The sequence below is a fragment of the Shewanella nanhaiensis genome (genome assembly GCF_019457885.1).
In the GTDB taxonomy this organism is placed as follows: domain Bacteria; phylum Pseudomonadota; class Gammaproteobacteria; order Enterobacterales; family Shewanellaceae; genus Shewanella; species Shewanella nanhaiensis.
In genome coordinates, this window is record NZ_JAHZST010000011.1 from 125,142 (window position 1) to 146,855 (window position 21,714).

Annotated in this window: 15 protein-coding genes and 1 riboswitch; of the genes, 7 read left to right on the forward strand and 8 right to left on the reverse strand. The window is 44.4% G+C overall.

The genetic code is table 11. The features are described from left to right. Positions 1 to 5: 5 nt before the first annotated feature. The 3 genes from moeA to K0625_RS15545 form a co-directional block, all read right to left on the reverse strand. Positions 6 to 1,250, reverse strand: a complete 1,245-nt coding sequence (gene moeA, locus K0625_RS15535; RefSeq protein ID WP_220110523.1) for a molybdopterin molybdotransferase MoeA — start codon at positions 1,248 to 1,250, stop codon at positions 6 to 8. 174 nt (positions 1,251 to 1,424) lie between these two features. After that, positions 1,425 to 2,522 (reverse strand): efflux RND transporter periplasmic adaptor subunit, encoded by a 1,098-nt coding sequence (locus tag K0625_RS15540; protein WP_220110524.1) that lies wholly within the window; start codon positions 2,520 to 2,522, stop codon positions 1,425 to 1,427. Next, entirely contained in the window at positions 2,522 to 5,635 is a 3,114-nt protein-coding gene (locus K0625_RS15545; RefSeq protein ID WP_220110525.1) for an efflux RND transporter permease subunit, read from the reverse strand. The genes K0625_RS15540 and K0625_RS15545 overlap by 1 nt, the downstream gene beginning before the upstream one ends. Before the next feature lie 354 nt (positions 5,636 to 5,989). Between K0625_RS15545 and ftnA the strand changes: the two genes are divergently transcribed. Then, a complete protein-coding gene (gene ftnA, locus K0625_RS15550; RefSeq protein WP_220110526.1) occupies positions 5,990 to 6,517 on the forward strand; it encodes a non-heme ferritin in 528 nt (175 codons plus the stop codon). A gap of 66 nt (positions 6,518 to 6,583) precedes the next feature. On the opposite strand, the gene K0625_RS15555 is transcribed toward ftnA, so the two are convergent. Continuing rightward, positions 6,584 to 9,808: an EAL domain-containing protein gene (locus tag K0625_RS15555; RefSeq protein ID WP_220110527.1), complete on the reverse strand. Its 3,225-nt coding sequence runs from the start codon at positions 9,806 to 9,808 to the stop codon at positions 6,584 to 6,586. A gap of 463 nt (positions 9,809 to 10,271) precedes the next feature. Then, positions 10,272 to 10,925: a 3,4-dihydroxy-2-butanone-4-phosphate synthase gene (ribB, locus tag K0625_RS15560; protein ID WP_220110528.1), complete on the reverse strand. Its 654-nt coding sequence runs from the start codon at positions 10,923 to 10,925 to the stop codon at positions 10,272 to 10,274. Between the two features lie 154 nt (positions 10,926 to 11,079). Continuing rightward, positions 11,080 to 11,307, reverse strand: a riboswitch (FMN riboswitch). 220 nt (positions 11,308 to 11,527) lie between these two features. Here ribB and K0625_RS15565 point away from each other — a divergent pair. The 4 genes from K0625_RS15565 (at position 11,528) to K0625_RS15580 (ending at position 16,356) form a co-directional block, all read left to right on the forward strand. Continuing rightward, the gene (locus tag K0625_RS15565) at positions 11,528 to 13,699 is read left to right on the forward strand and encodes a S9 family peptidase (protein ID WP_220110529.1); all 2,172 of its coding nucleotides are present in this window, start codon (positions 11,528 to 11,530) and stop codon (positions 13,697 to 13,699) included. Next, entirely contained in the window at positions 13,700 to 13,957 is a 258-nt protein-coding gene (locus K0625_RS15570; RefSeq protein ID WP_333473861.1) for a GIY-YIG nuclease family protein, read from the forward strand. Positions 13,958 to 14,365: 408 nt separating this feature from the next. Next, complete coding sequence (locus tag K0625_RS15575) at positions 14,366 to 15,208, forward strand: phosphatase PAP2 family protein (RefSeq protein WP_220110530.1); 843 nt, start codon at positions 14,366 to 14,368, stop codon at positions 15,206 to 15,208. A gap of 308 nt (positions 15,209 to 15,516) precedes the next feature. Then, on the forward strand, positions 15,517 to 16,356 hold the full coding sequence (locus tag K0625_RS15580) for a phosphatase PAP2 family protein (protein WP_220110531.1): 840 nt from the start codon (positions 15,517 to 15,519) through the stop codon (positions 16,354 to 16,356). An 84-nt stretch (positions 16,357 to 16,440) separates the two neighbouring features. Here the strand turns inward: K0625_RS15580 and K0625_RS15585 are convergent, their stop codons facing one another. Beyond that, complete coding sequence (locus K0625_RS15585; RefSeq protein ID WP_220110532.1) at positions 16,441 to 17,199, reverse strand: DUF4097 family beta strand repeat-containing protein; 759 nt, start codon at positions 17,197 to 17,199, stop codon at positions 16,441 to 16,443. A gap of 252 nt (positions 17,200 to 17,451) precedes the next feature. Between K0625_RS15585 and K0625_RS15590 the strand changes: the two genes are divergently transcribed. Both K0625_RS15590 and K0625_RS15595 read left to right on the forward strand, forming a co-directional pair. After that, positions 17,452 to 18,246: a class I SAM-dependent methyltransferase gene (locus tag K0625_RS15590; protein ID WP_220110533.1), complete on the forward strand. Its 795-nt coding sequence runs from the start codon at positions 17,452 to 17,454 to the stop codon at positions 18,244 to 18,246. A gap of 99 nt (positions 18,247 to 18,345) precedes the next feature. Continuing rightward, complete coding sequence (locus K0625_RS15595) at positions 18,346 to 19,233, forward strand: transporter substrate-binding domain-containing protein (protein WP_220110534.1); 888 nt, start codon at positions 18,346 to 18,348, stop codon at positions 19,231 to 19,233. A 79-nt stretch (positions 19,234 to 19,312) separates the two neighbouring features. On the opposite strand, the gene K0625_RS15600 is transcribed toward K0625_RS15595, so the two are convergent. Together K0625_RS15600 and K0625_RS15605 are read right to left on the reverse strand one after the other, a co-directional pair. Next, positions 19,313 to 19,879: a NapC/NirT family cytochrome c gene (locus K0625_RS15600; RefSeq protein ID WP_012327322.1), complete on the reverse strand. Its 567-nt coding sequence runs from the start codon at positions 19,877 to 19,879 to the stop codon at positions 19,313 to 19,315. Positions 19,880 to 19,935: 56 nt separating this feature from the next. Continuing rightward, a complete protein-coding gene (locus K0625_RS15605; protein ID WP_220110535.1) occupies positions 19,936 to 21,402 on the reverse strand; it encodes a multiheme c-type cytochrome in 1,467 nt (488 codons plus the stop codon). Positions 21,403 to 21,714: the final 312 nt, after the last annotated feature.

The following is a 21,714-nucleotide window of genomic DNA, read 5'->3' on the forward strand; positions in this document are numbered from 1 at the left end:
ATAGATTAGCAAAGTACTGAATTAAAAGGCTCTACGGTCACTAAGGTACCGTCTGCTGTGTTGCCCTGTTCCTGGGCTAAGATAACGAAACAGTTAGCTAAGCTCATGGAGGTCAGCATACCTGAGCCCTGTCCCCCTGTGATGGTGACTTCGGCTTCGCCTTGCGCGTTATGGCTTAATATTCCTCTTTGGTACTCAACACGTCCCGGAAATTTACGCAGCTCACCTTTGAGTGTCGCCTTAAGGGTTAAGGGCTTAGTTTGCGGTAATCCCTGCATCTTCTGCAGTAGTGGCCACACTAATTTATAGAAGGTGACCATAGAGGAGACGGGGTTTCCTGGAAGACCGCAGAATATCGCCTTGCCTAAGCGGCCGAAGGCGAAAGGCTTACCGGGTTTGATGGCCAGTTTCCAGAAGGTGATCTCACCCTCTTCATCCAAAATCTGTTTAGTGTAGTCGGCATCACCTACTGAGACGCCACCTGAGGTCAATACCATATCTGCGCAGGATGCGGCGTGGCGGAAAGCTTGTCTGATCGCTTCGGGATCATCTTCAATGACACCAAGATCTATCCACTCAATATTTGCGCGGCTCAATAGGCCCTGAATCGTGTAGCGATTCGAGTCATATATCTGACCCGGTGCAAGTTCACTACCTATGGGGCGCAACTCATCGCCAGTTGAGAAGAAGGCAACTTTGACCTGACGGGTCACCCGCAGCTGGCTGACACCTATGGTCGCCAATACGCCCATTTCGGCTGCGCCTATCTGTGTGCCAGAGAATAGCACCTTGCCACCAGTGCTAACTTCTTCACCTTGGTATCTTATATTGGCGCCTTTGGCTTTAGGGGCTTCAATGAAGATATCTCCCTCTTTAGCTTCAACCTTCTCCTGCATCTGCACTGTGTCATAGCCGTTAGGAACAGGTGCGCCAGTCATTATACGAACGCAGGTGTTGGGTTTAACCTCCCCTTCGAAAGGGTGTCCGGCAAAAGATTGTCCTATCAGAGTGAGGCTTTCATTATGAGCGAGATCGTCAAAGCGAAACGCATAACCGTCCATCGCTGAGTTATTAAACGGTGGTAGATCGATACTCGAAGCCAGATCTTCCGCTAAAACACGTCCTAAGGCATGGGGGAGCTGCACCACTTCGGAGTCGTCGAGAGGCGTGACCTGCTCAAGAAGTCGGGTTATCGCTTCATCTGGGTGCATTAGACTAGGTTGAGAACAGGGATCGGCTTTAGTGGGCATCTGGCTACCTTCAAAAAGAGTGTAAATAAGACTAGGTTCGAAAAGCTAAAGTTGCCCGACATTATGCCATGCTCAAGGGAGAAGACTATGATCTTATACCGATTCTTTAAGGATAGATCTGTATAGAGACAAAAAAGCCCACAATCCTGTGGGCTAAGGGGATCTTGATTGGTATTAACCTGCTGTCGCAGCTTTACTACCAGGGATTGCTTGAAACTGGACGACTTGACCATCTTGCAGTGTTTCAGCGCCGCGGATAACCACTGAGTCACTGTCGGTGAGTTGACCGTTTACTGCAATCCACTCTCCTTCACCGTCACCAAGCTCTACGGGGATCTTGACCGCTTTATTATCGAGATCGACTTTAAATACAAAGGCGCCAGTGGATCTCAAAATGATGGCATCTCTGGGCACTAAAGTGGTGAGCTGCTTAGGGGCGATAGGCAGGGCGAGTGAAACAAGCTCGCCAACACTGAAGGCATCATGCATCTCGATAGGGAGATCGATACGGGCTTCGAAAGTCTGTGAGCGTACGTCGGATACAGGAATAAGGCTGCGAATATTACCGTGGAACTCACCTTGGCTATGATAGATATTGAGCTCATCGCCTTTCTTGACTCGCTTGCTGTGTTTAAGTGGTGCGTGTAGACGGATCTCCAAATTGTCGGGATCTGTCATGGCGATGATCGATTCAGAGCGGCTAATATCTTCTCCAGCTTGATGTTGGCGCTCGGTGATAATGCCATCAAAAGTGGCTTTGACTTCGGTTCTATCAAGGTTATCTAAGATCATCTTTAGCTTTATCTGCTCGAGTTTCAGATTTGCTGCCGCCAGATCGCGATCGGATTGCGCCTTATCTAACTCTGTTTCTGAGGCATTTTTGCTTTTGATAAGCTTTTTAAGTCTACTGTATTCACGCTCCAGACGCTTTAAGCTCACCTGTTCATACTCAATCTGAGCCTGTTGTTGCTCTTTTTGCAGTATCAATCTGGTCTGTTCCAGCCTAGCAACGACCTCGCCGGCTTTGACTAAGGTGCCAGCCTCTTGTACCCAGTCGAGTTTACCATCTATGCCTGAGGTCAGTTCGGCACTGTTTCGTGAGTGGACCGAACCTATCACCATGATTTTAGGCGATAGTGCTCGATTTTCCACTTGAACGACGCTGACCAGACGAGGTGGCGTCTCCTGTTTTTCCGGTGTTTCCTCTTCAGCCATCACAGTGTATGGAAAGAGAAGTGTAAAGCACATTAAGGTTGGGATAAGGGTTTTCATCACTTGACTCCGGTATGAGTTGTTGCAACAGAGACATTAAACGTGTCTGAAACTGGTATTGCTTTTTCCCGATGAGTTAAGCGCAGTAGACTAGGGATCAGGATAAGCGTAAAGAGCGCACTGAATGTCATGCCACCGACAATAACGGCTGCCAGACCTCGGTAGATCTCACTACCGACACCTGGTACTAGCATTAAGGGAAGCATGCCAAAAATGGAGGTTAAGGTGCTCATATAAACAGGGCGGGCACGAGTAGAGACCGCTTGATAGATAGCACTATCGGTATCTAAGCCATCTCGGGTTCCTTGACGGGTTTGATCGACTAGCAAGATGGCGTTGTTGACCACTAGGCCAAGTAGAATGATAAAGCCTATCATGGTCAGTAGATCTAAGCTTTGAAAGCTAAACAGATTAAGCACTCTTAAGCTTATGACCCCGCCGCAGATCGCCAGTGGCATTGAGAGGAGTACCAGCAGACTGTCTTTTGTGGATTTGAACATCGCCGACATCAAAAGAAACAGTATTACCACTGCCAGTAGGAAGTTTGCCCCCATATCTTTAATGGTTTGATCGAGTTTATCTGCACTGCCACGGAACTTAAGGGAGCTATTATCCGGTAGGCTGGCTTTGAGCTCTGGCACAGCTTTGTCATTGATAGTCTCCAATGCTTCATCCAATGACATATCAGCTGGTGGGAAGATAAGTAAACTGACGCTCCGTTTTCCATTGACCCTTTGCAGTTGAGTCGGGCCGACGGTGCGCTTAATGGTAGCAAGCTCTCCTATGGTTTGTATTCCAGCTGCCTGAGTGAATACAGGCGTAGCTGCCAACTGTTCAGGAACCTGCCACTTAGGCCCCTTAAGTAAGATATCCATACGCTCATTACCGTCAAAATATTCTCCGACAAAGAGTCCAGAGGTATAAGCTCGAATAGCGTTGGCAATTTGGGTTCTGTCGACACCTGCTTGAGCTAATCTACGTTCATTGGGGATAAGCTGTAGCTCAGGCTGCGCCATAGAAAGGCCAGGTTGTGGACGCACGACCGCGCCAGGAAGTGCATCGGTGATAAGCTTCATTCCTGCCGCAGCTGAGGCCATGAGCGCCTCCATATCTGGTCCCTGAAGATCTATGTTGATTGCTCGCCCGCCATTAAAGCCAAATTGCAGCAGTGAACCGCGGTTAGTGAATGCTTGGGTATCTGGCAGACCAATTAAGATCTCATCATTAAGCAGCTTAATCATCTCATCTGCTTGGGATGGATCCTCTGGGTAGATAAACAAGATATTAAACGCCGAGTACATGGAGAAGTTGTAACCTTTTATATAAGGTGTTTTTACCTTGTCATAGTAAGGTTTGAGCCTTTCTATGATGGTATCGCCAACCTCTTTCTCTAAGGTTTGTACATTCGATCCCGGTGGCAGAGAGAAGAAGGCAAATATTCCGTCCGATCTAGCCTGAGGGAGAAAGTCGGGGCGTGGCATCAAGGTGAAAGTCAGTGCGCCACTGCCAATGATAAGCAGTCCACACCAAGCAGCCGCTCGCTTTTTGTTGCCAGTAAGCAATTTTATGAGCTGAGTTAGCTTAGACCAAAGGTCTTGCTTGAGCTGCTTATTATCGGCAGGCTTAGGGAATTTGAGCCACAGCAAACTAAACACTGGAATTAAAGTGATGGCGCTAATAAAGGAGGAGACGACTGCGACAGAGAGAGTGAGTGCCAGATCTGAAAACAGCTGACCTTCGACTCCTGGCATAAATAGAATGGGCAGGAAGATGGCAATGGTTGTGGCTGTTGAAGCCATTAGTGCGCCTTTCACTTGAGCTGTACCTTGCTCGATAGCTTCTCGTGTCGTGCGACCTTGCTGTATAAGCCGCACAATATTCTCCTGCACTATGATGGCGGCATCAAGTACCAAACCAACGGCAAATGCGAGCCCTGCAAGGGAGATAACATTAAGCGTACGTCCCATTGCTTCTAGTGAGAAGAAAGCGATTAAAAGGGCGACAGGTATGGTGGATGCAATCATTAAGGTGGCACGGAAGTTTCTTAGAAATGCGAAGAGGATAACCAGTGCTAGTAGCACTCCTATGGCTAGGTTTCCTTTTACCAACTGAATAGCTCGCTTGATATGAATCGAAGCATCAAAGGAGAGGTCCATCACTAAGCCTGCATCTTTTAGGGCACCCTCATTTAGTTCTGCAATGGCTTTATTGACCCCCTCAAGTACTGTCACTGTATTGGCGTCGAAGGTTCCCTGTAGTGTCATGTAGTAGGCTGTATAGCCGTTTCGTTTTGTGAATCCCTGCACTTCAGCCGTGGAGATACTGACATCGGCTAACTCATTGAGGTAGACAGGTCGACCCTCATTGTAGGTGACGATCAATTCGCCTAAATTCTCTGGAGTGTATTGGCCGATAAAGCGAACCGTGTATTGGCGACGACCTACATTGGCTGTGCCACCGGAGATATCGGCGGCCCGTGAGAGGGTGTTTCTGAGCTGATCTAATGTGATCCCCAGTGCAGCTGCGCGGTAGGGATCAAACTCAATGTGTAACTCTTTGGGCTGACGACTTTGTAGTTGTACTGAGCCAACACCGGTGATCTGCCTGAGTCTGGGCTCGACCACATCATCGATGAGCTTTTGATATTGGCCAAAGTCTGTGGCTGGGTTATCCGGTGCCATACGGATAAGCAGAGAAGCTAGGTTAGGTGTTCCGCGGCCACCACCAACATTGATGAAAGGTTCGTTAGCATCGAGTGGGCGGGGAGGTGTTTGGTTTAATGCGTTAATGACATTAATCATCCCCTCCTGCATATTACTACCCACTTCAAACGTGAGGGTGACGGCCCCGAAACCCTGAGAGATGTTTGAGCTCATCTCTATCACACCGGGAACTTGTCTTAAGACATTTTCCTGAGGTTCAATGATATTTGATTCCATCTCCTGGGGAGCGGCAGAACGCCAGTTGTTAAAAACAGATATCTGTGGTTGTTGAATATCTGGCAGCAGTTGGATCGGGAGTTTAGCGATGGCCAGTAGACCAAAGATGGCGATCAACAGAAGAGTGACTAAAGTGCCTGCTGGGTTATGGGTACTTATTCGGGTCAGGTTCATAATTTTTCCAGTCACTTAGAGAGTCTGTTTTCTAGCTCTCTTTCTTAGTCTTGTTTTGAGGTATTCATTATTAGGCGCTAAATACTAGGAATTAATTCTAGGAACCAAGTGTTAATAGGTCTGTATGAAATGGTTAGTAAATGTTGCAGTTGAGGTGTAATTTCAATCAAGGTGAGATTAATGAGAATTATTTGTATTTATAAAACAGTGGCTTAAGTAAATTTTATTGATTTTTTCTCCTCTCTTTATGACAATGGACTCTTACAGACCAGATGATATTGAAATGTTGGTAAGGTGAACTTTACCGCTCCAACATAGGGTTAATCTTTTAAATATATGTAGATAGGAAGAACAATGCTTGCACAAACTATGATAGATCAATTGAATGCTCAGATTAATGTGGAGTTTTTTTCTTCTAACCTCTACCTACAGATGAGCGCTTGGTGCGAAGATAAAGGCTTCGAAGGTGCTGCCAAATTTATGCGCGCTCACGCTGATGAAGAGATGCAGCATATGCATCGTCTATTTACTTACGTGAGTGAAACAGGTGGTATGCCACTGTTAGGTGCTATTGAAGCACCGCAAGCTGAGTTTAGTTCTCTGCTGGCTCTGTTTGAGTACACTTATGAGCATGAGCAGATGATCACTAGAAAAATTAATGATCTAGCCCATGCCGCGTTTACAAATCAAGACTACTCTACCTTCAACTTCCTGCAGTGGTATGTATCTGAGCAGCATGAAGAGGAGAAGTTGTTCAAATCAGTTGTCGATAAGATCCGTTTAGTGGGTGAAGATGGTAAGGCCCTGTTCTTTGTTGATAAAGATCTGGCTCAGATGGCGGTGAGTGAGTCTGAGAGTGTGATGACTGGCGAAGGCGCTTAAGCCAATAAGCTAAGTAAAAGTGGGTTGAGCTAAGAAGCAATAGGCTTGTTTCTTAGCTCTATTTCATTAGATGTTTAGATACTCTTCTAGGTTTTGTTCATCTGTTAATGTTGGCGTCAGCCTCTGTATGAGTAAATTGGTTAACTCGTAACTCGGCAGTGGACGTGAGATGAGATACCCTTGACCAAAGTCACAGCCTAAACTGTGTAAAAACGCCAGTTGTTCTTCAGTTTCTATCCCCTCTGCCACAAGTTTAAGCTCTAAACTTTTTCCCATCATTATAATGGCTTTAATCAGGTTGGCATCGGACTGGCACTCCAACATATTGTCGACAAAGCTTTTATCTATTTTGATCACTGAGATAGGGAAGCTTTTTAGGTAACTGAGGGATGAGTAGCCGGTACCAAAATCATCGATATAGATATCCATGCCGTGATCACGAATCGCCTCTAAAGCATGTAAGCACTGCTCTCTGTCCTCCATTAACATAGATTCAGTGATCTCTATATGCAGGTATTTGGCATCTATACCGTATTTTTTCAGTAATTTAGATATCAGACGATTAAAGGATATCTGATTGCCATTGATAAGTTGCCTGCCTGAAACATTGACCGCCATATTGATCATATAGCCCTTATTATGCCAACTATGAAGATCGATGAGTGCCTGCTCGAGTACCCACTCTCCTATTGGCTCTATTAGGCCTGTCTCTTCGGCAAGTGGAATAAATTGATCCGGTGGGATCAATCCAAACTTAGGATCTTGCCAACGGATTAAGGCTTCAACGCCAATAACGCTGTGATCATTAAGGGTAACTATGGGTTGGTAATTCAGGCAGAACTCTTTTTGAAGCACGGCTCGTCTGAGACGTTGCTCTAGCTGGATCCTCTCCAGCATATTGGCATTCATCTCTGGGGAGAAATACCGGTAGTTACTACGGCCATCCCCCTTAGCTTTATACATAGCGGTTTCGGCGTTTCGAGTTAAAAGCTCTGGATCGTCACCGTTATCAGGATAGAGGCAGATGCCAATACTTGCCGAGATCATCAACTCGTTATGGCTAAGATCGAAAGGTGAGGAGATATGTTTAAGCACAGATTCGGTGAACTTTTTTAACTGCTCCTCTGTTTCGATCTGGGTTTTAATTATCACAAACTCATCACCACTGTAGCGGGCAACAAAATCATGCTGATCTAGCAGGTATTCCAATCTTGCTGCAACCAGGCGAAGCAACTCATTACCTAAGTTATGGCCATAAATATCATTAATATATTTGAACCTATCTAAGTCGATAAATAAGATGGCTAGCTGTGATGATTTCTGTTTACTCTGAAGTATCTCCTGCTGCAATCTTGTGGTGTAGAGATGGTGATTAGGGAGGTTTGTCAGTGCATCGTAATTGGTTTTATACCAGATATCTTGCTCATACTTTTTGCGATTACTGATATCAAGAAATAGGCCTATATGTTGGATAATTTTGCCTGCTTCATCGCGCACGACCGTGATAGCTAGGTATTCGGGGTATACCTGTCCATTCTTGCGTTTATTCCACACCTCTCCTTCCCATTTATCACTCTGTTCCAGAGATGACCACATGGATTGGTAGTAGCCAGCGGGTTGCATATCTGATTTTAACATCGAAGGTTTCTTGCCTTTAACCTCCTCTAATGTGTATCCAGTTATCTGGGTGAAGGCGGGGTTAACCAATTCGATACAGTTATTTTTATCCGTAACCATTATCCCTTCGGCAGAATAGTTAAATACGGCAGCGGCTAAATTCAGCTGGCTATTGGCTTTTAATCGCTCTTTTAACATTAGGTTGAGCGACTGAGACATCTGGGCTATCTCATCATTCCCCTCTACGGCCACTGTCAGATCTAGATGAGGATCTTGGGCCATTTTCTGCATATCTGTAGCTATGGCTGAAACACTACCAACTAAGCTCCTCACCATAATGCGACCTAAAATAAACAGAAGTAATATATTGATGAGGGTGGCCGTTATTCCTACTGTGAGAAAAAGCAGAGAGTCACTTTTTTGCTGAGCACTTAACTTCTCGATTCTGTTTGAGATAGTCGAGCTTAGTTGGTGCAGATCATCAATTCGTTTACTGGTGGTCTGCCACCACTCTTCACTATTGACTTTAGGTGTTTGCAATTGAAGCTGCGAGAGTGAAGCAAGCATAGGTCCATCATCAACGCGGACTAAATTGTCCTGCTCCTGAATCTTTATTCCCTCTTGTTTCAGCTGTTTTAGTTGGAAGATATTCTCTTGGTACTCCCCAATTGTCTCTCTGATCTGAGCGAGAGAGGCGTGTTGTAAAGGGGTCAAAAAATGTTGTTGCTCTATGGTCGAGAGCTTATTTCTAAGCTGCTGAACTTTATCTTGAAACTGATCAAAATATCTAATGTCACCTCTGAGTAGATAATTTTTAAAGTTATGGATTAAACCGCCATAACCCAGTAGAAGGTTGAGCTCCTGTGCCTGACTCACTAAGTGGATCTGAGACTTTATCTTTTGCCTCATTATCAGATATTGAGTATGAGTTTCGCTGGCTAGCATCTTTCTAATGTATTGCTTATGCTCAGTTCCAGCGGTGGAAAGTAGCTGGTTTACAGAGTCATCCAGCTCATTTTCTATGGCGTGAATGGTGATAATGGTATTGGATGTCATCAACTTTGCCGAGAGTAGCCTATTGACGAGTCCTCGCTCCTGACCCGCTAACTCCTGTATATCTAATACATGAAGTAGATCGTTATAGGCACTGACTTGGGAGGCATCTTGGGTATGCATCTGAAGTTGAGATATAAAGAGCAGCAGGCGGTAGTTAAACTCTGAAAAATACTGAAAAGCCGCACTTTCTGGCAGGGAGATGCTTTTCCTAATATCCTGCAGTTGTAGTCCAATGGCTTGGATACGTTGAAAGTTCTCAAATAGCATTTGTGTGCGAGCAGCTTTTTGATTAAGAACTTTTCCCAGGGACTGGTTGGTGAGTAGTTTATTAAGCTGCAGATCGGTCTGCTGCTGTTGTTCGAGTAAACGTCTTTGGTACTTTTCACCTTTGCTGCCGATAAAACCAGCAGTAAGCCCCCGCTCTTTTTGTAATTCGAAGAGAAGATTCTCTATCTCTAAGGTGATCTCGATAGTGAGTGTATTTCTTTGAGCGGCCTGAAAGCTGTCTAACAGCCCAGACATTGTGATGGAACCAAATAGGGAAAGAAGCAACATAGGAATTGCTGCAAACAGGAGTAGTTTATTTTTAAAACTCATCCGGTTTATCACTGATGTCATTCAAGCTGCTCCCTGCGTGTCATGTTGAAGACTATTTTGGCTTATGAATAAATCGTTCACCTAAGAGGTTTCGCTGCTACATTAGCATTTCGCTAAATAGCGTAAAATCAAGTTCAGGGGATAGATGAATTTGACCAAACCTACGCCACTTTAAAGGCAATATTTGGGTTAGGATAAATATCATAGCAAAATGTATCTGTCATCCCTATTTCACCAAAGTCTAATCTAAGTCACGATTTTTCATATATCGAGCCTTAATTGTAACATACTATTTTTATTGGATTTAATTTCTGTCGTATTATTATTTTTTAGATGTTAGGAGGAAAATAGCGATATAACCATATATTTCATATGGTTATAATTGGTAAACAAATTGCGGTAATTGATATTTATTGTTAAGTAAAGGTGGCTAATCATCTGTATGTTTAGCCACATTATTTGCTAACTTTGAATCCGCCTAAAGTTAACTTGCCTTTTCCATGGTTACTTTACGATATTCAACAATATCCTCTATGGTTATCACAGGTAGATTGTGCTGTTGACCAAACTGAATTATCTCTGCCAGTCTAGCCATGGTGCCATCTGGGTTAGTGACTTCGCATAGTACACCTGCGGGCTTTAAACCAGCGAGAAGCATAAGATCTACCGTGCCTTCCGTGTGCCCTCTTCGGGAGAATACGCCTCCAGGTTGAGCACGAAGTGGGTAGACATGGCCTGGGCGAGCCAGATCGTCAGGTACTGCGTTGTCTGCGATGGCTGCTTTAATCGTGGTGACGCGGTCTGCTGCTGAAACACCTGTGGTCACACCCACTTTTGCCTCTATGCTCACGGTAAACGCTGTGCCGTATTGACTGGAGTTATCTTCGACCATAGGGGGCAGGTCTAACTGCTTGATACGTTCATCGGTTAAACAGAGACAAACGATACCGCTGCACTCTCGTATTAGCAGTGCCATCTGTTCGTTAGTTAGAGACTGTGCCGAATAGATAAGATCGCCCTCATTTTCTCTATCTTCATCATCGACAACGAGAACACCTCGGCCCTGTTTAAGGGAGGTGAGAGCGGCTTCAACACGTTCAATGGCTGTGCCAAAAGGGGTAAGTAATGACTGATTCATGGTTAAAATCCTTAATAAACAACATTGGGTTTTCCAGAATCAGGGCGTGCAGAAAATGACGCTGCATAGCTAAACTTAAAAAAGCTGGCCATGCAAACGTACAATAAGAGGCAAGTGAGCAAGCATCACCGAGAAGGTAACGTTAGCTTTTGTCTTATATTCTCTTTCATCCGGACTTAGTACTTCACTATCAGAGTGTTATCTGATTAATGCGGTTCATTACCGTCGGCTCTGGAGTGTTCTATATATCAGATAGAGTTCACCAGATCTGCTTGACCCCAAGTTAGCTTTAGCTGATTTGGGCGCTCGCGGGCTTAAGGCTTAGGTTAATTTAAGCGCTATCACCGCCGGTGGGGAGTTTCACCCCGCCCTGAGAATTTACTCATCTATCTTCGTTCTTGTTGAACGACTAGTGAGCGCGAACATGGTGCGCTAATTTTATAATAATGACAAGTGTATACCCAAGCGACCTCAAAATGCTGAATCCTGCACCTTGAAGTTGTTTGGGTATATAAAGGTTTTGCGCGCTTTTACTTTACCTATCAAGTTATCGAACTTAGACTCGAGCAGACTAACGATAAGTTGTTTACCAAGGATGAGTAATGATTAACAAATTTGCTGTTAGTTCTGCAGCCATATACTTGCCTATATTAGTGCTATTAACCCTATTTGTTGGATGTACCTCTATGACAGATCTGATTTCAGCTCAGCCGCCTGTTGCTGACAAAATTCCCCATGAACTGAATTTGCACGGCATACAGCGCAGTGATGATTACTACTGGATGCGTGATGACGATCGTAAAGATCCTAAAATTATCGCTCACTTGGAGTCGGAAAATAGCTATAAAAAAGCGCAATTCTCCCCCTACGAATCACTGCAACAAACACTGTTTGATGAGCTGGTTGGCCGTTTAGATAAAGATGAGTCCAGCGTGCCTTACAAATGGCATTCTCATTGGTATTCCCGTCGTTATCAGCAAGGTTTTGAGTACCCAATTATTACTAGAAGTAAGGTGTTAGGTCGTGATGAAACTATCTTACTAGATGTGAATCTTAGAGCTGATAAGCAAGATTTTTATGGTCTTGGTGGAGTTCACGTCAGTCCTGATGAGTCTATGTTGGCCTTTGGCGAAGATCTGTTAAGTCGCCGCATCTACAAGATCTACTTTAAAACCATCGAAAATGGTGAACTCCTTGAGGATATTCTGGAGGGAACCGACGGGAGACTGGTTTGGGCTAATGATAATCAACACGTTTTCTATATCAGAAAAGATCCACAAACATTACTGGGTAATCAAGTATTCCGCCATCGACTCGGCACACCTCAAGTTCAAGATACTTTGGTGTATGAGGAGCTAGATGACACCTACTATATTGCACTTGGTAAGAGTTTAGATGAGAGCCGCATTGTGCTTCACCATGAAAGCACTGTGACCAGTGAGATCTCTGTGCTCGATGCCGATAAGCCACTTGGTCAGTTCGCCCCCCTACTAGCCCGTGAAGAGGGTCACGAGTACTCAGTTGCTAAGTTGGGCAGTGAGTACTATATCTTGACGAACTGGCAGGCTGAAAACTTCAGATTAATGAAGGTGAGTGAGAGTCATTTTGCCGATAAGAGCAAGTGGCAACAGGTGATATCCGCCGATCCTGATGTGCGTATTGAAGATATTTTGCTCCTGAAAGATTATCTGATAGTGCAGAGTCGCGATCAGGGAATAAGCCATATTCAGATCCGCCCGTTTGGTGAGCAAACTGCCTATCACTTGGCGTTTAACGATCCTGCCTACGTGGTTGGCTTGGACGTCAATGCTAGCCAAGAGAGCGACAAACTGCGCATCTACTACTCCAGTCCCACAACACCTGAATCAATTTATGAATATGACCTGACTACTAATGGGGAAGCACGAGTCTTACTTAAGCAGGAGCGAATGTTAGGTGATTTTGATAGTGAACTTTATCAGGCGGAGCGTCTGTTTATTGATGCCAGAGATGGTGCCAAGGTGCCTGTCACTTTGGTTTACCGTAAAGATAAGTTCAACAAAGATGGTTCAAACCCGCTCTACCAATATGGTTATGGTGCCTATGGCCATACTATCGAACCAGATTTTGATAGCTCGATATTAAGTCTGCTTGACCGGGGTATGGTCTACTCCATCGCTCATGTGAGAGGTGGAGAGATGTTGGGGCGTCCTTGGTATGACAATGGTCGTATGTTGAATAAGCAAAATAGCTTTAATGACTTTATCGATGTGACGAAAGGACTCGTTGAGCAAGGTTATGGGGATAGTAAACGTGTTGTTGCCGCAGGTGGTAGTGCTGGTGGTCTTCTTATGGGCTCTGTTATTAATCAAGCGCCTGAGCGGTATTTTGCCGTGGCTGCCCATGTGCCATTCGTGGATATTGTGACGACCATGCTCGATGAGTCTATTCCACTTACAACCAACGAGTATGATGAGTGGGGCAACCCGAATGAGAGGGCCTATTTTGACTATATGCTCAGCTATTCACCCTATGATCAGGTCACACGGCAGGATTATCCGCACCTTTTGGTGACCACAGGTTTACATGATTCACAGGTGCAATATTTTGAGCCAGCAAAGTGGGTGGCCAAATTACGTGATTATAAAACCGATGATAATTTGCTGCTATTTCATGTGGATATGGAAGCGGGTCACGGTGGTAAAAGTGGGCGCTATCGTCGCTATCAAGACACGGCACAGGAGTACGCCTTCTTTCTTGGACTATTAGGCTTAGATAAAGACTTGGATAAATAGGTGAGCGAGCCTAAGTGGTACCTGTACATGATCGAGTGTGCCAATGGTCATCTCTACACAGGGGTGACTGTCGATATTGAACGCCGTTTTAGTGAACATGAGAGTGGTGGACCCAAGGCGGCTAAATACCTAAGAGGCAAAGGACCGCTTAAGCTAGTATATCGTGAGCTGGTTGGTGATCGCTCTGGGGCATTAAAGCGGGAACTCGAGATAAAATCTTGGAGTAGAAAGAGAAAATTGGCGTTAATCGCTCACTAAAGTAGATCACAACTTCTATCAAGCTGTCTCTATTAACAGCTAATCAATCTATATATTTTTCTATAGATTGATTAGTGCTGTTTAACTTATGGCCAAAGTGCTAAAACTCTGAAATCCGCGCCAGTGCGCATATTAGATAAATACCTGCCTGTTTAAACTGATTTATCTCTATGTAGTGCACTCCTTTCACACTTTTTTCACTCTTGTTGAGTTAGTCTGCCAGCCTGATGCGATGGCCTTCACTCTCTAAGTTGTCACATAGAGTCGTTAAGCTTTGTGTTTTAAGTATCGTTATCGCCCTGATTTAGGGCAAAAGGACAATTCACTTTAGGGATAGCTTATTGATTATGCGGGGCTGAACATATCTCAAAAATTGATATGTGATAGACCTGCAACTCTGGAGGAGCGATGGCTTCTTTGTTACAAAAGCTCAAGGGTAGGGCACAAGGCAACAAGATCGCTTCCTCCCTACAAGATAACTTTGAAGGATCAGGCTTCCATCTGCTCCTGTTTGCCGTTTTCGTGCTGCATATATTGACGATTAATGAAGCGTCGAATCTGAATGTCTTTAATTTTATCAATGGACTTAGTCCAAGTGTTCCCGCTTGGTTGCAAGCAAGTGTGACCGACATGGGGAACGGGGTGACTTTAGGGGCCGTGATCTTATGTTATCTGGTTTATCGTCCCGAGCTGTGCTGTAGAGTCGTTGTGGCTGCAGTGCTCAGTTTGATCATGGTTCCGCTTCTTAAGCAATACTTCGACGCTCCTAGGCCAGCAGTCATATTGGATTACCTGAATATCATCGGAGAGGTCAGGCATGAACATAGTTTTCCCTCTGGTCATGCCGCTACTGCTTTTCTTCTGGCAGGGATTATCTTTCTATCAACGAGTAAACATTGGTTAAAGCTGCTAGTGGTGGCTACTGCTGCACTGGTTGCTGGCTCTCGTATTATGGTTGGAGCACATTGGCCTGAAGATGTCGTTATGGGCGCGTTTGTTGGGCTCTTATGTGCCTATGGTGCGGTAAAGTTTGTGCCTTTAATTGTTCTTTCAAGTTCTGTCAGAGTGCAGCTTTATTTAGTGTTGTTTGCGACGATTGTGATCAGTGAGTTTAAAAACGGTGATGACTTTCCTCAATATTGGCAAGTTCAGGTTATTCGCTGGTCATTTATTCTCTTATCAGGTTTGCTTATTTTACGTTTCTGGCTGAGAAGTTTTCCACCAAAAATGTTAAAAAATCAAGTTAACTAGCTTCTGTTTTACTCTATGATCATGTTAATTAAGCAATGATCATAGAGCTCTTCATATAGGTGTGGTACTTCCTCTAATATGACAGCAGATACTATTCGGTATGTCATGCTATTAAAAAGTTGATCCCCATCACAAATTGCTATAGTTTCGACGCTAATCAGCGCTTAAGACTTATACAAAAAATAATACGAGATTAAAAAGTTTTTGCGTAAGTCGTTTTAATTAGCAGCAGATTAATCATTTTGGGCGCACTAGTTGGTGTCGTCTTTTTACTAAGCCAATTTTGCTTAAGCTGCTGGGGATAGGTAATGACCTCTTTGGTTGAGGTCAAAGGAAAGGAGAATTCCTTTGACTTTAATACACAAAGAAATGGATTTCAGCTATTAGTTTTTTCGTTGTTTGTTTTACATGTAGTTACCCTTAACTCAGAAACAAACCTTTATCTATTCAATATTATCAATGGATTATCTGGTTTTTCCCCTCAATGGCTATTAGCCATTGTTACCGATCTGGGCCACGGTTCTACACTGGGAACCTTAGTTTTGTGTTACCTAACTTTAAGGCCAGAGATGACCGTTCGTGTGATTGGTGCTTCCATTCTCTCTTTAATACTTGTTCCACTATTAAAGCAGTATTTTGAAGCTCCAAGACCTGCAGATGTATTGGATTCTTTAAATATCATTGGAGAGGTTCGTCATCATTTAAGTTTCCCTTCAGGCCATACCGCCACCGCATTCTTGTTTGCTGGTACTATTTTTCTGGCTGTTAACTGTAACAAGTTGAAGTTCACGTTAATTATGCTTGCCAGCTTAGTCGGCATCTCCAGAGTTATGGTGGGAGCTCATTGGCCAATAGATGTGGTGATGGGCGCGATACTTGGACTTATCTGTGCCTATACTGCGACAAAATTTATTCCTCTGTATTCCTTAGAGCCTAAAGTAAGGGGCTTGAGTTATCTGATACTGTTTTTGCTTTTGGTGGGAAGTGAGATCGGTAAGGTGATGGATCCTGAGCTACTCTGGCAAACTTTAGTGTTGCGATGGAGTGTGTTTATTTTCTGTGGAGCACTGATTGTTCGGTATGCACTGGCCAATAGTGAACTTCTGTTTGCATCAACTCCTATAGTTCCGAGTAGCATAAAAAAGTGATGGGGTGGGCAGCAACTCATTCAAACCTTTATATTGATTGGTATAAGTCGCTGCGCCGGGAAGTTGCTATTATACTGGCAGGTATTACTGCTTCAGACTTACCTTGCCATCTATGTTATCGAAGCTGAGACTGCCTGACCCTGCTTCGATAATTTTCAAACCTTTAGTATCCATGACATTGATGCTGCCTGATCCATCGTCTATGGTGACAAAACCCTGCACCTTTTCGATAGAGAGACTTCCAGAGCCATCGTTAACGCTGACATCACCGTTAACTTGCATGATCTCTATTGAACCTGAACCGTCATCCAGTGTGATATTACCGTTGACATCGGAGAGCGTGATAGAGCCTGAACCATCTTCGATATTCAGATTCTTGCCTCCTTCAATCTCCATACTGCCTGAACCATCTTTTACATCTATATCGGCACTTGAGCCCTGGATCTTGATACTGCCAGAGCCATCGTCGATATCCATTTTCATCTCTGCTGGCACTTTAACAACGAGATCAATATAGGGAGAGTTCCCTGAAACCTTGTAGCTGTCAAAATCCGCTACCAGACGTGCAGTATCACCACGTTTTTCAAGAGTGAGTATGGGGTCTATTCCTTCATAGGTGTAGATATCTGCTTCGAGTTTGATATGAGATAGACCAACAACTCCCTGTATCTCTAAGGCGCCAGCACCGGTTTCGGCTACCAGTTCATCTAGGCCATGACTGTCTAATTGAAGTGATTGGTGAGTATGCTCGGTAGGTGTTCTGCCAGCTCCGTTCACATTAATAATGCAAGCTGATAGTAGTAATGCCGTAAGGCTGACTGCTGCAATAGGTCGTAATGTCATTGTTTAATTCCTTTTTAAATGATCCTAAGCCTTGTGGTGAGTTATCTCTCTGGCGGATCTCATTTTATATTGAGTTTTTGTATGCGTATTCATTTGCAGGGTTTGTGCCAAAAATGTATCCGCATGTTTTTATTGTGTTATTTAGTTTTTGCTGAGTAGTGTGTTAGCTTATGTGCTTACTTGCTGGGAAAATGGACTAACTGTTTAGTGAATTTCCCTATATTGAGAAATAGATAGCTTGGGGATTTTAAGATGGACTACTTAGCAGTAAATAAAAGCGCATGGGATAAACGTACCAAAGTTCATGTGGCTTCAAAGTTTTATGATGTTGACGGTTTTATCGCTGGGAATAGTGCCTTACAGGAGATTGAACTTGAAGAGCTAGATGTAAAAGGTAAGAGCTTGCTACATCTACAGTGCCACTTTGGCTTAGACACTCTCTCTTGGGCTCGGGAGGGGGCTGAGGTGACTGGAATCGATCTCTCTTCAGTTGCTATCGAGCAGGCAAGAGAGTTGGCAGTAAAGAGTCAGTTAGAAGCCAACTTTATCTGTAGCGATCTCTATAGTGCGGCAAAGAAGCTTGAGCATCAGTTTGATATTGTGTTTACCTCATATGGTGCTATCTGTTGGTTGCCTGATTTGAATAGATGGGCCCAAATGATCAAGGCGAGCCTGAAGCCCGGTGGTGAGTTTTATATGGCTGAGTTTCATCCTCTTGAGGCACTGTTTGACGGTTATAACTACTTTGCGCAAGATGAGCCTGATGTCGATGAAGAGGGGACATACACAGAGAACTGTAGTGGTGAGAAAGAGACTTTAGTGACCTGGCCCCATCCGATCTCAGAGGTCTTCAATGCGCTTATTGCTGCAGGGCTTGAGATTAAACGCTATAACGAGTTTGATTTCAGTCCCTATGATGCGTTTGCAAACCTTGAAAAAGAGTTAGTGACAGATAAAAGTGGAAAACAGCATACCCGTTACGCGATGAAACATAATGATCAACGAGTACCTCTGGTTTATTCAATCTCTGCGATAAATAATCCCTAGGCTATAAGTTGTAAATTGCACTGAAATCGCTTTTTCAATGATCATTATTTAGGTGTGTGTTATAAGCTAAGGATACTTATTTACCAGCACCTGTTGTTTATGCGAATTGTATTAGGTCTAGCTGTGTTGTTGTACGCCCACCTTACGTGGTCAGCAGAAGCTCTGCTGATCCAATCTCCTCAGTCTGAAGATGATGCTAGCTATCATTACTATGTTGATCTTATCTCCGAGGTGCTCAAGGAGACTCAAGATGAATATGGGGTTGCTAAGTTAGTTGAAACTGGCTCTTCATATACCCAAAACCGTGGCTTAAATGCATTGGAGTCAGATCAGTTAACGATATTTTGGGCTGGGACAGATCCAAAAAGAGAAAAGCGATACCATGTTATCCGTATCCCCTTGATGGCTGGTCTATTGGGGATGCGTGTTCCTGTGGTTCACCGTTCACAATATCAAAAGTTTCTCGCGCTAGAGAGTGCAGAGCAGCTAAAGCAATTCACTGCCTGCCAGGGAACTCACTGGCCTGATAGTTATGTGCTCGAACAAAATGGTTACCGAGTGGAAAGGGTGACAAAATTTGAGTCCATGTACTCTATGTTAAGGCAAGGTCGCTGTGACTATTTTCCCCGAGGGATCGGAGAGGTTCACGCAGAGCTAGAGCATAGTATGAATCAAGATATGGTAGCGTTAGATAACCTACTGCTCACCTATCCCATGCCCATGTATGTTTTTCTCAACAAGCGGAATAAGCCGTTAGCTAAGCGGTTGGAGCAGGGGCTTAATGCCATGGTTAAGCGGGGAGAGATTTTTGAGTTTGTTAGGCAACACCCAGCGACCCGAGGAGTATTTCCATTGGGCCAATACCATCAGGCTAAATTAGTTAGATTGACTAACCCTCTGCTATTGGATTCCACAGAGCTTGATAACCCGCTGTTTTGGTTTCAACTCTCCCCATATTCAGATAATGTGTTGCTTGAAAGTGAATGATAAAAAGGCCGCATGGAGAGTGCGACCTTTGTTGGAGATACAAGGTTGTTATCACTGCTTGAATTTATCTTGTGATAACTTAACGCTTAACAATCCGCTTATGAGTTAACCCTTGATGACAATCAATGCAGGTCTCCCCCCTCGCGGCTATCTTCTCATGATTCAGCCGTGCACGTTGTGGCTGCTTGGCTAAATCAAAGTTTTCACCTTGGTGACAGTAACGACAGTTAGCTGAGTCATTTTTCTTGAAATCTTCCCAAACACTCTCGGCCATAGCCGGTCTATGCTCTTCAAAGTTTTCCTTGGTAATGGTGCCGACCATCATATGGTATACATCCTTCAACGCTATGGTCTTGACGATCATCTTATCAATAAAAGGATGAGGAACATGACAGTCAGAGCAGGTAGCTGGGATAGTCTCTCCATCACCAAAATGGGATGACGCCTTATACTCCTGCACTATCGTGTCCATCTTAAGGTGGCAACTAAAACAGAAAGCGTTTTGGTTCGATACCACCATCATGCCTTGAAACGATGTTGCGCCTAGCACCAATAGAAACACCCCGATGGGAATGCCCAAAGCTAATGGCCTCTTTAACCAGCTCCACAGTCGTTGCCACCGAGTTTTTTCCCCTTTGTTATTCACTAGAGTCTCCTCAATTGGGGGAGAAAGGGGGTGATCATTACCCCCTAACTCGGTTGCTATTTACTTTCACTTAGGTAGCGAGCTTTAAACTCTTTCTGGGCAGCTTTACGGGCAGCCTTGACCTCATCGGGCTCATTACCGGTAAACCAGGCATGTTCTGGGCGAGCTAAGATCTCATCGAGTAGTTTGCGCGCCTTTTCTGCACCTTGGGTATTACCCTCATGCTCCGCTTTCTCTACCACTTCAAGATATTGAGGAACCATCTCTATGTAGAAGCGTTCGGCAACTTCAAACATGCCGTGCCACTGTACATAGTCTGGCGCTTGCATGGCGGCGCCGTGACGGGCGCGTCTTCCCTCATGGTGCCAGAGGAAGAACCAGGTCCACTCTATCTCCTCATCGAAGGCGGTCTCTGTAAGCATCTTCTGCTCTTTCAACATCCCCATGAGTCGTTTACCTGGGCTGGCAAACTTGTCGTTGTAGAGGTTCACTAAAGAGTCAAACTGCTGATAGAAGCTATCTGTCATCGATTTTGTGTGACAGGACTGACACACATCCTGCATATCGGCGCGTCTATCTTGCCAGCTCTTCACCTTGTGGCCCTGAGCTATCGCTTTGGCATCGATCTTCTCTGAAACTGCTGGACGTAAGGTCCAACTGATCCGGTCGCCAACATCATGGGTTACAGCCTGTTCGCGTGTGGCTGACATATGACAGGTGGCACAGGTTGGAGCGGCATCATAGTCTTCTCCAACAATCCACTTAGAGGAGTCTAAGTTCATGCGATCGACATTGGCGTAAAAGTTAATACCATGCTTAGACTCATCATAAACCTCTTTTTGAGGGTGATCTGGACCTAAGTGACACTTACCACAAGCCTCAGGACGACGAGCTTGAGTCATAGAGAACTCATGTCGCTGGTGACAAGCGGTACAGGCACCGATAGATCCGTCTGGATTGATACGGCCAATACCTGTGTTTGGCCAAGTGGTTGGGTCGAGATCGCCATTAGGCAGCACTTTTACCTCTGAGCCGTGACACTGCCAGCAACCATTAACTGCGGCAGGAGATTTGCCATTAAAGGTCATAGCGCCTTCGACGACTTCAGCAAGGAAGTTATCTAGGGAGCCCATGATCTTACCGGCCTTAGCATGGTGACTCTTAGTGAACTCCTCAACCTCTTGGTTATGGCACTGAGCACAGTCTTTAGGTGAGACGATAACCGAGATAAGTCGACCTTCATGTGTTATCGCATCTTTGTCACCTTTATCGGCTGCATGACACTCATAACAACCTACATTGGCTCCATAGTGCTTAGAGCGTCCCCATTGTGCATAGATGGAGGGATTTTTCTCTTTATGACAAGCGGCACACTCAGAGCTCTCATCACTTAGTTGTTTGAAAGGTTTTAACACCAGCGCTTTTGCTTCTGCATTTGCCGTAGATGTCCATGATAGGCTGACCACCGCGATGAGTGGGAGCAGTATCGATAAGCACCGCCGTACATTTCGAGCATATTCCATTTTATATACCTCTAATTGCACTTAAATTAACTCACAGTTTTTAAATCATCATTTACTCTGATTATTTTTCTTATTTCATTGCTAATTAGTTGTTAATAACAATGTCCCTCCAAGTTAAACCTGTATTTTTTTTGCATGTTGATCTAAATCAATGGTTAATAAATAAGCACGAGATCGGGATCACACTTTGAAAAATAACCATGATAATTGTCAGGTTTATTAAAAAGCTGTGAGTGGTGATGGTTTGTGGGGGTTTTACGTGATGCGACTCAACGAGGGGTGCTGTTTAATTTATCGATTTGCGCTGTATTT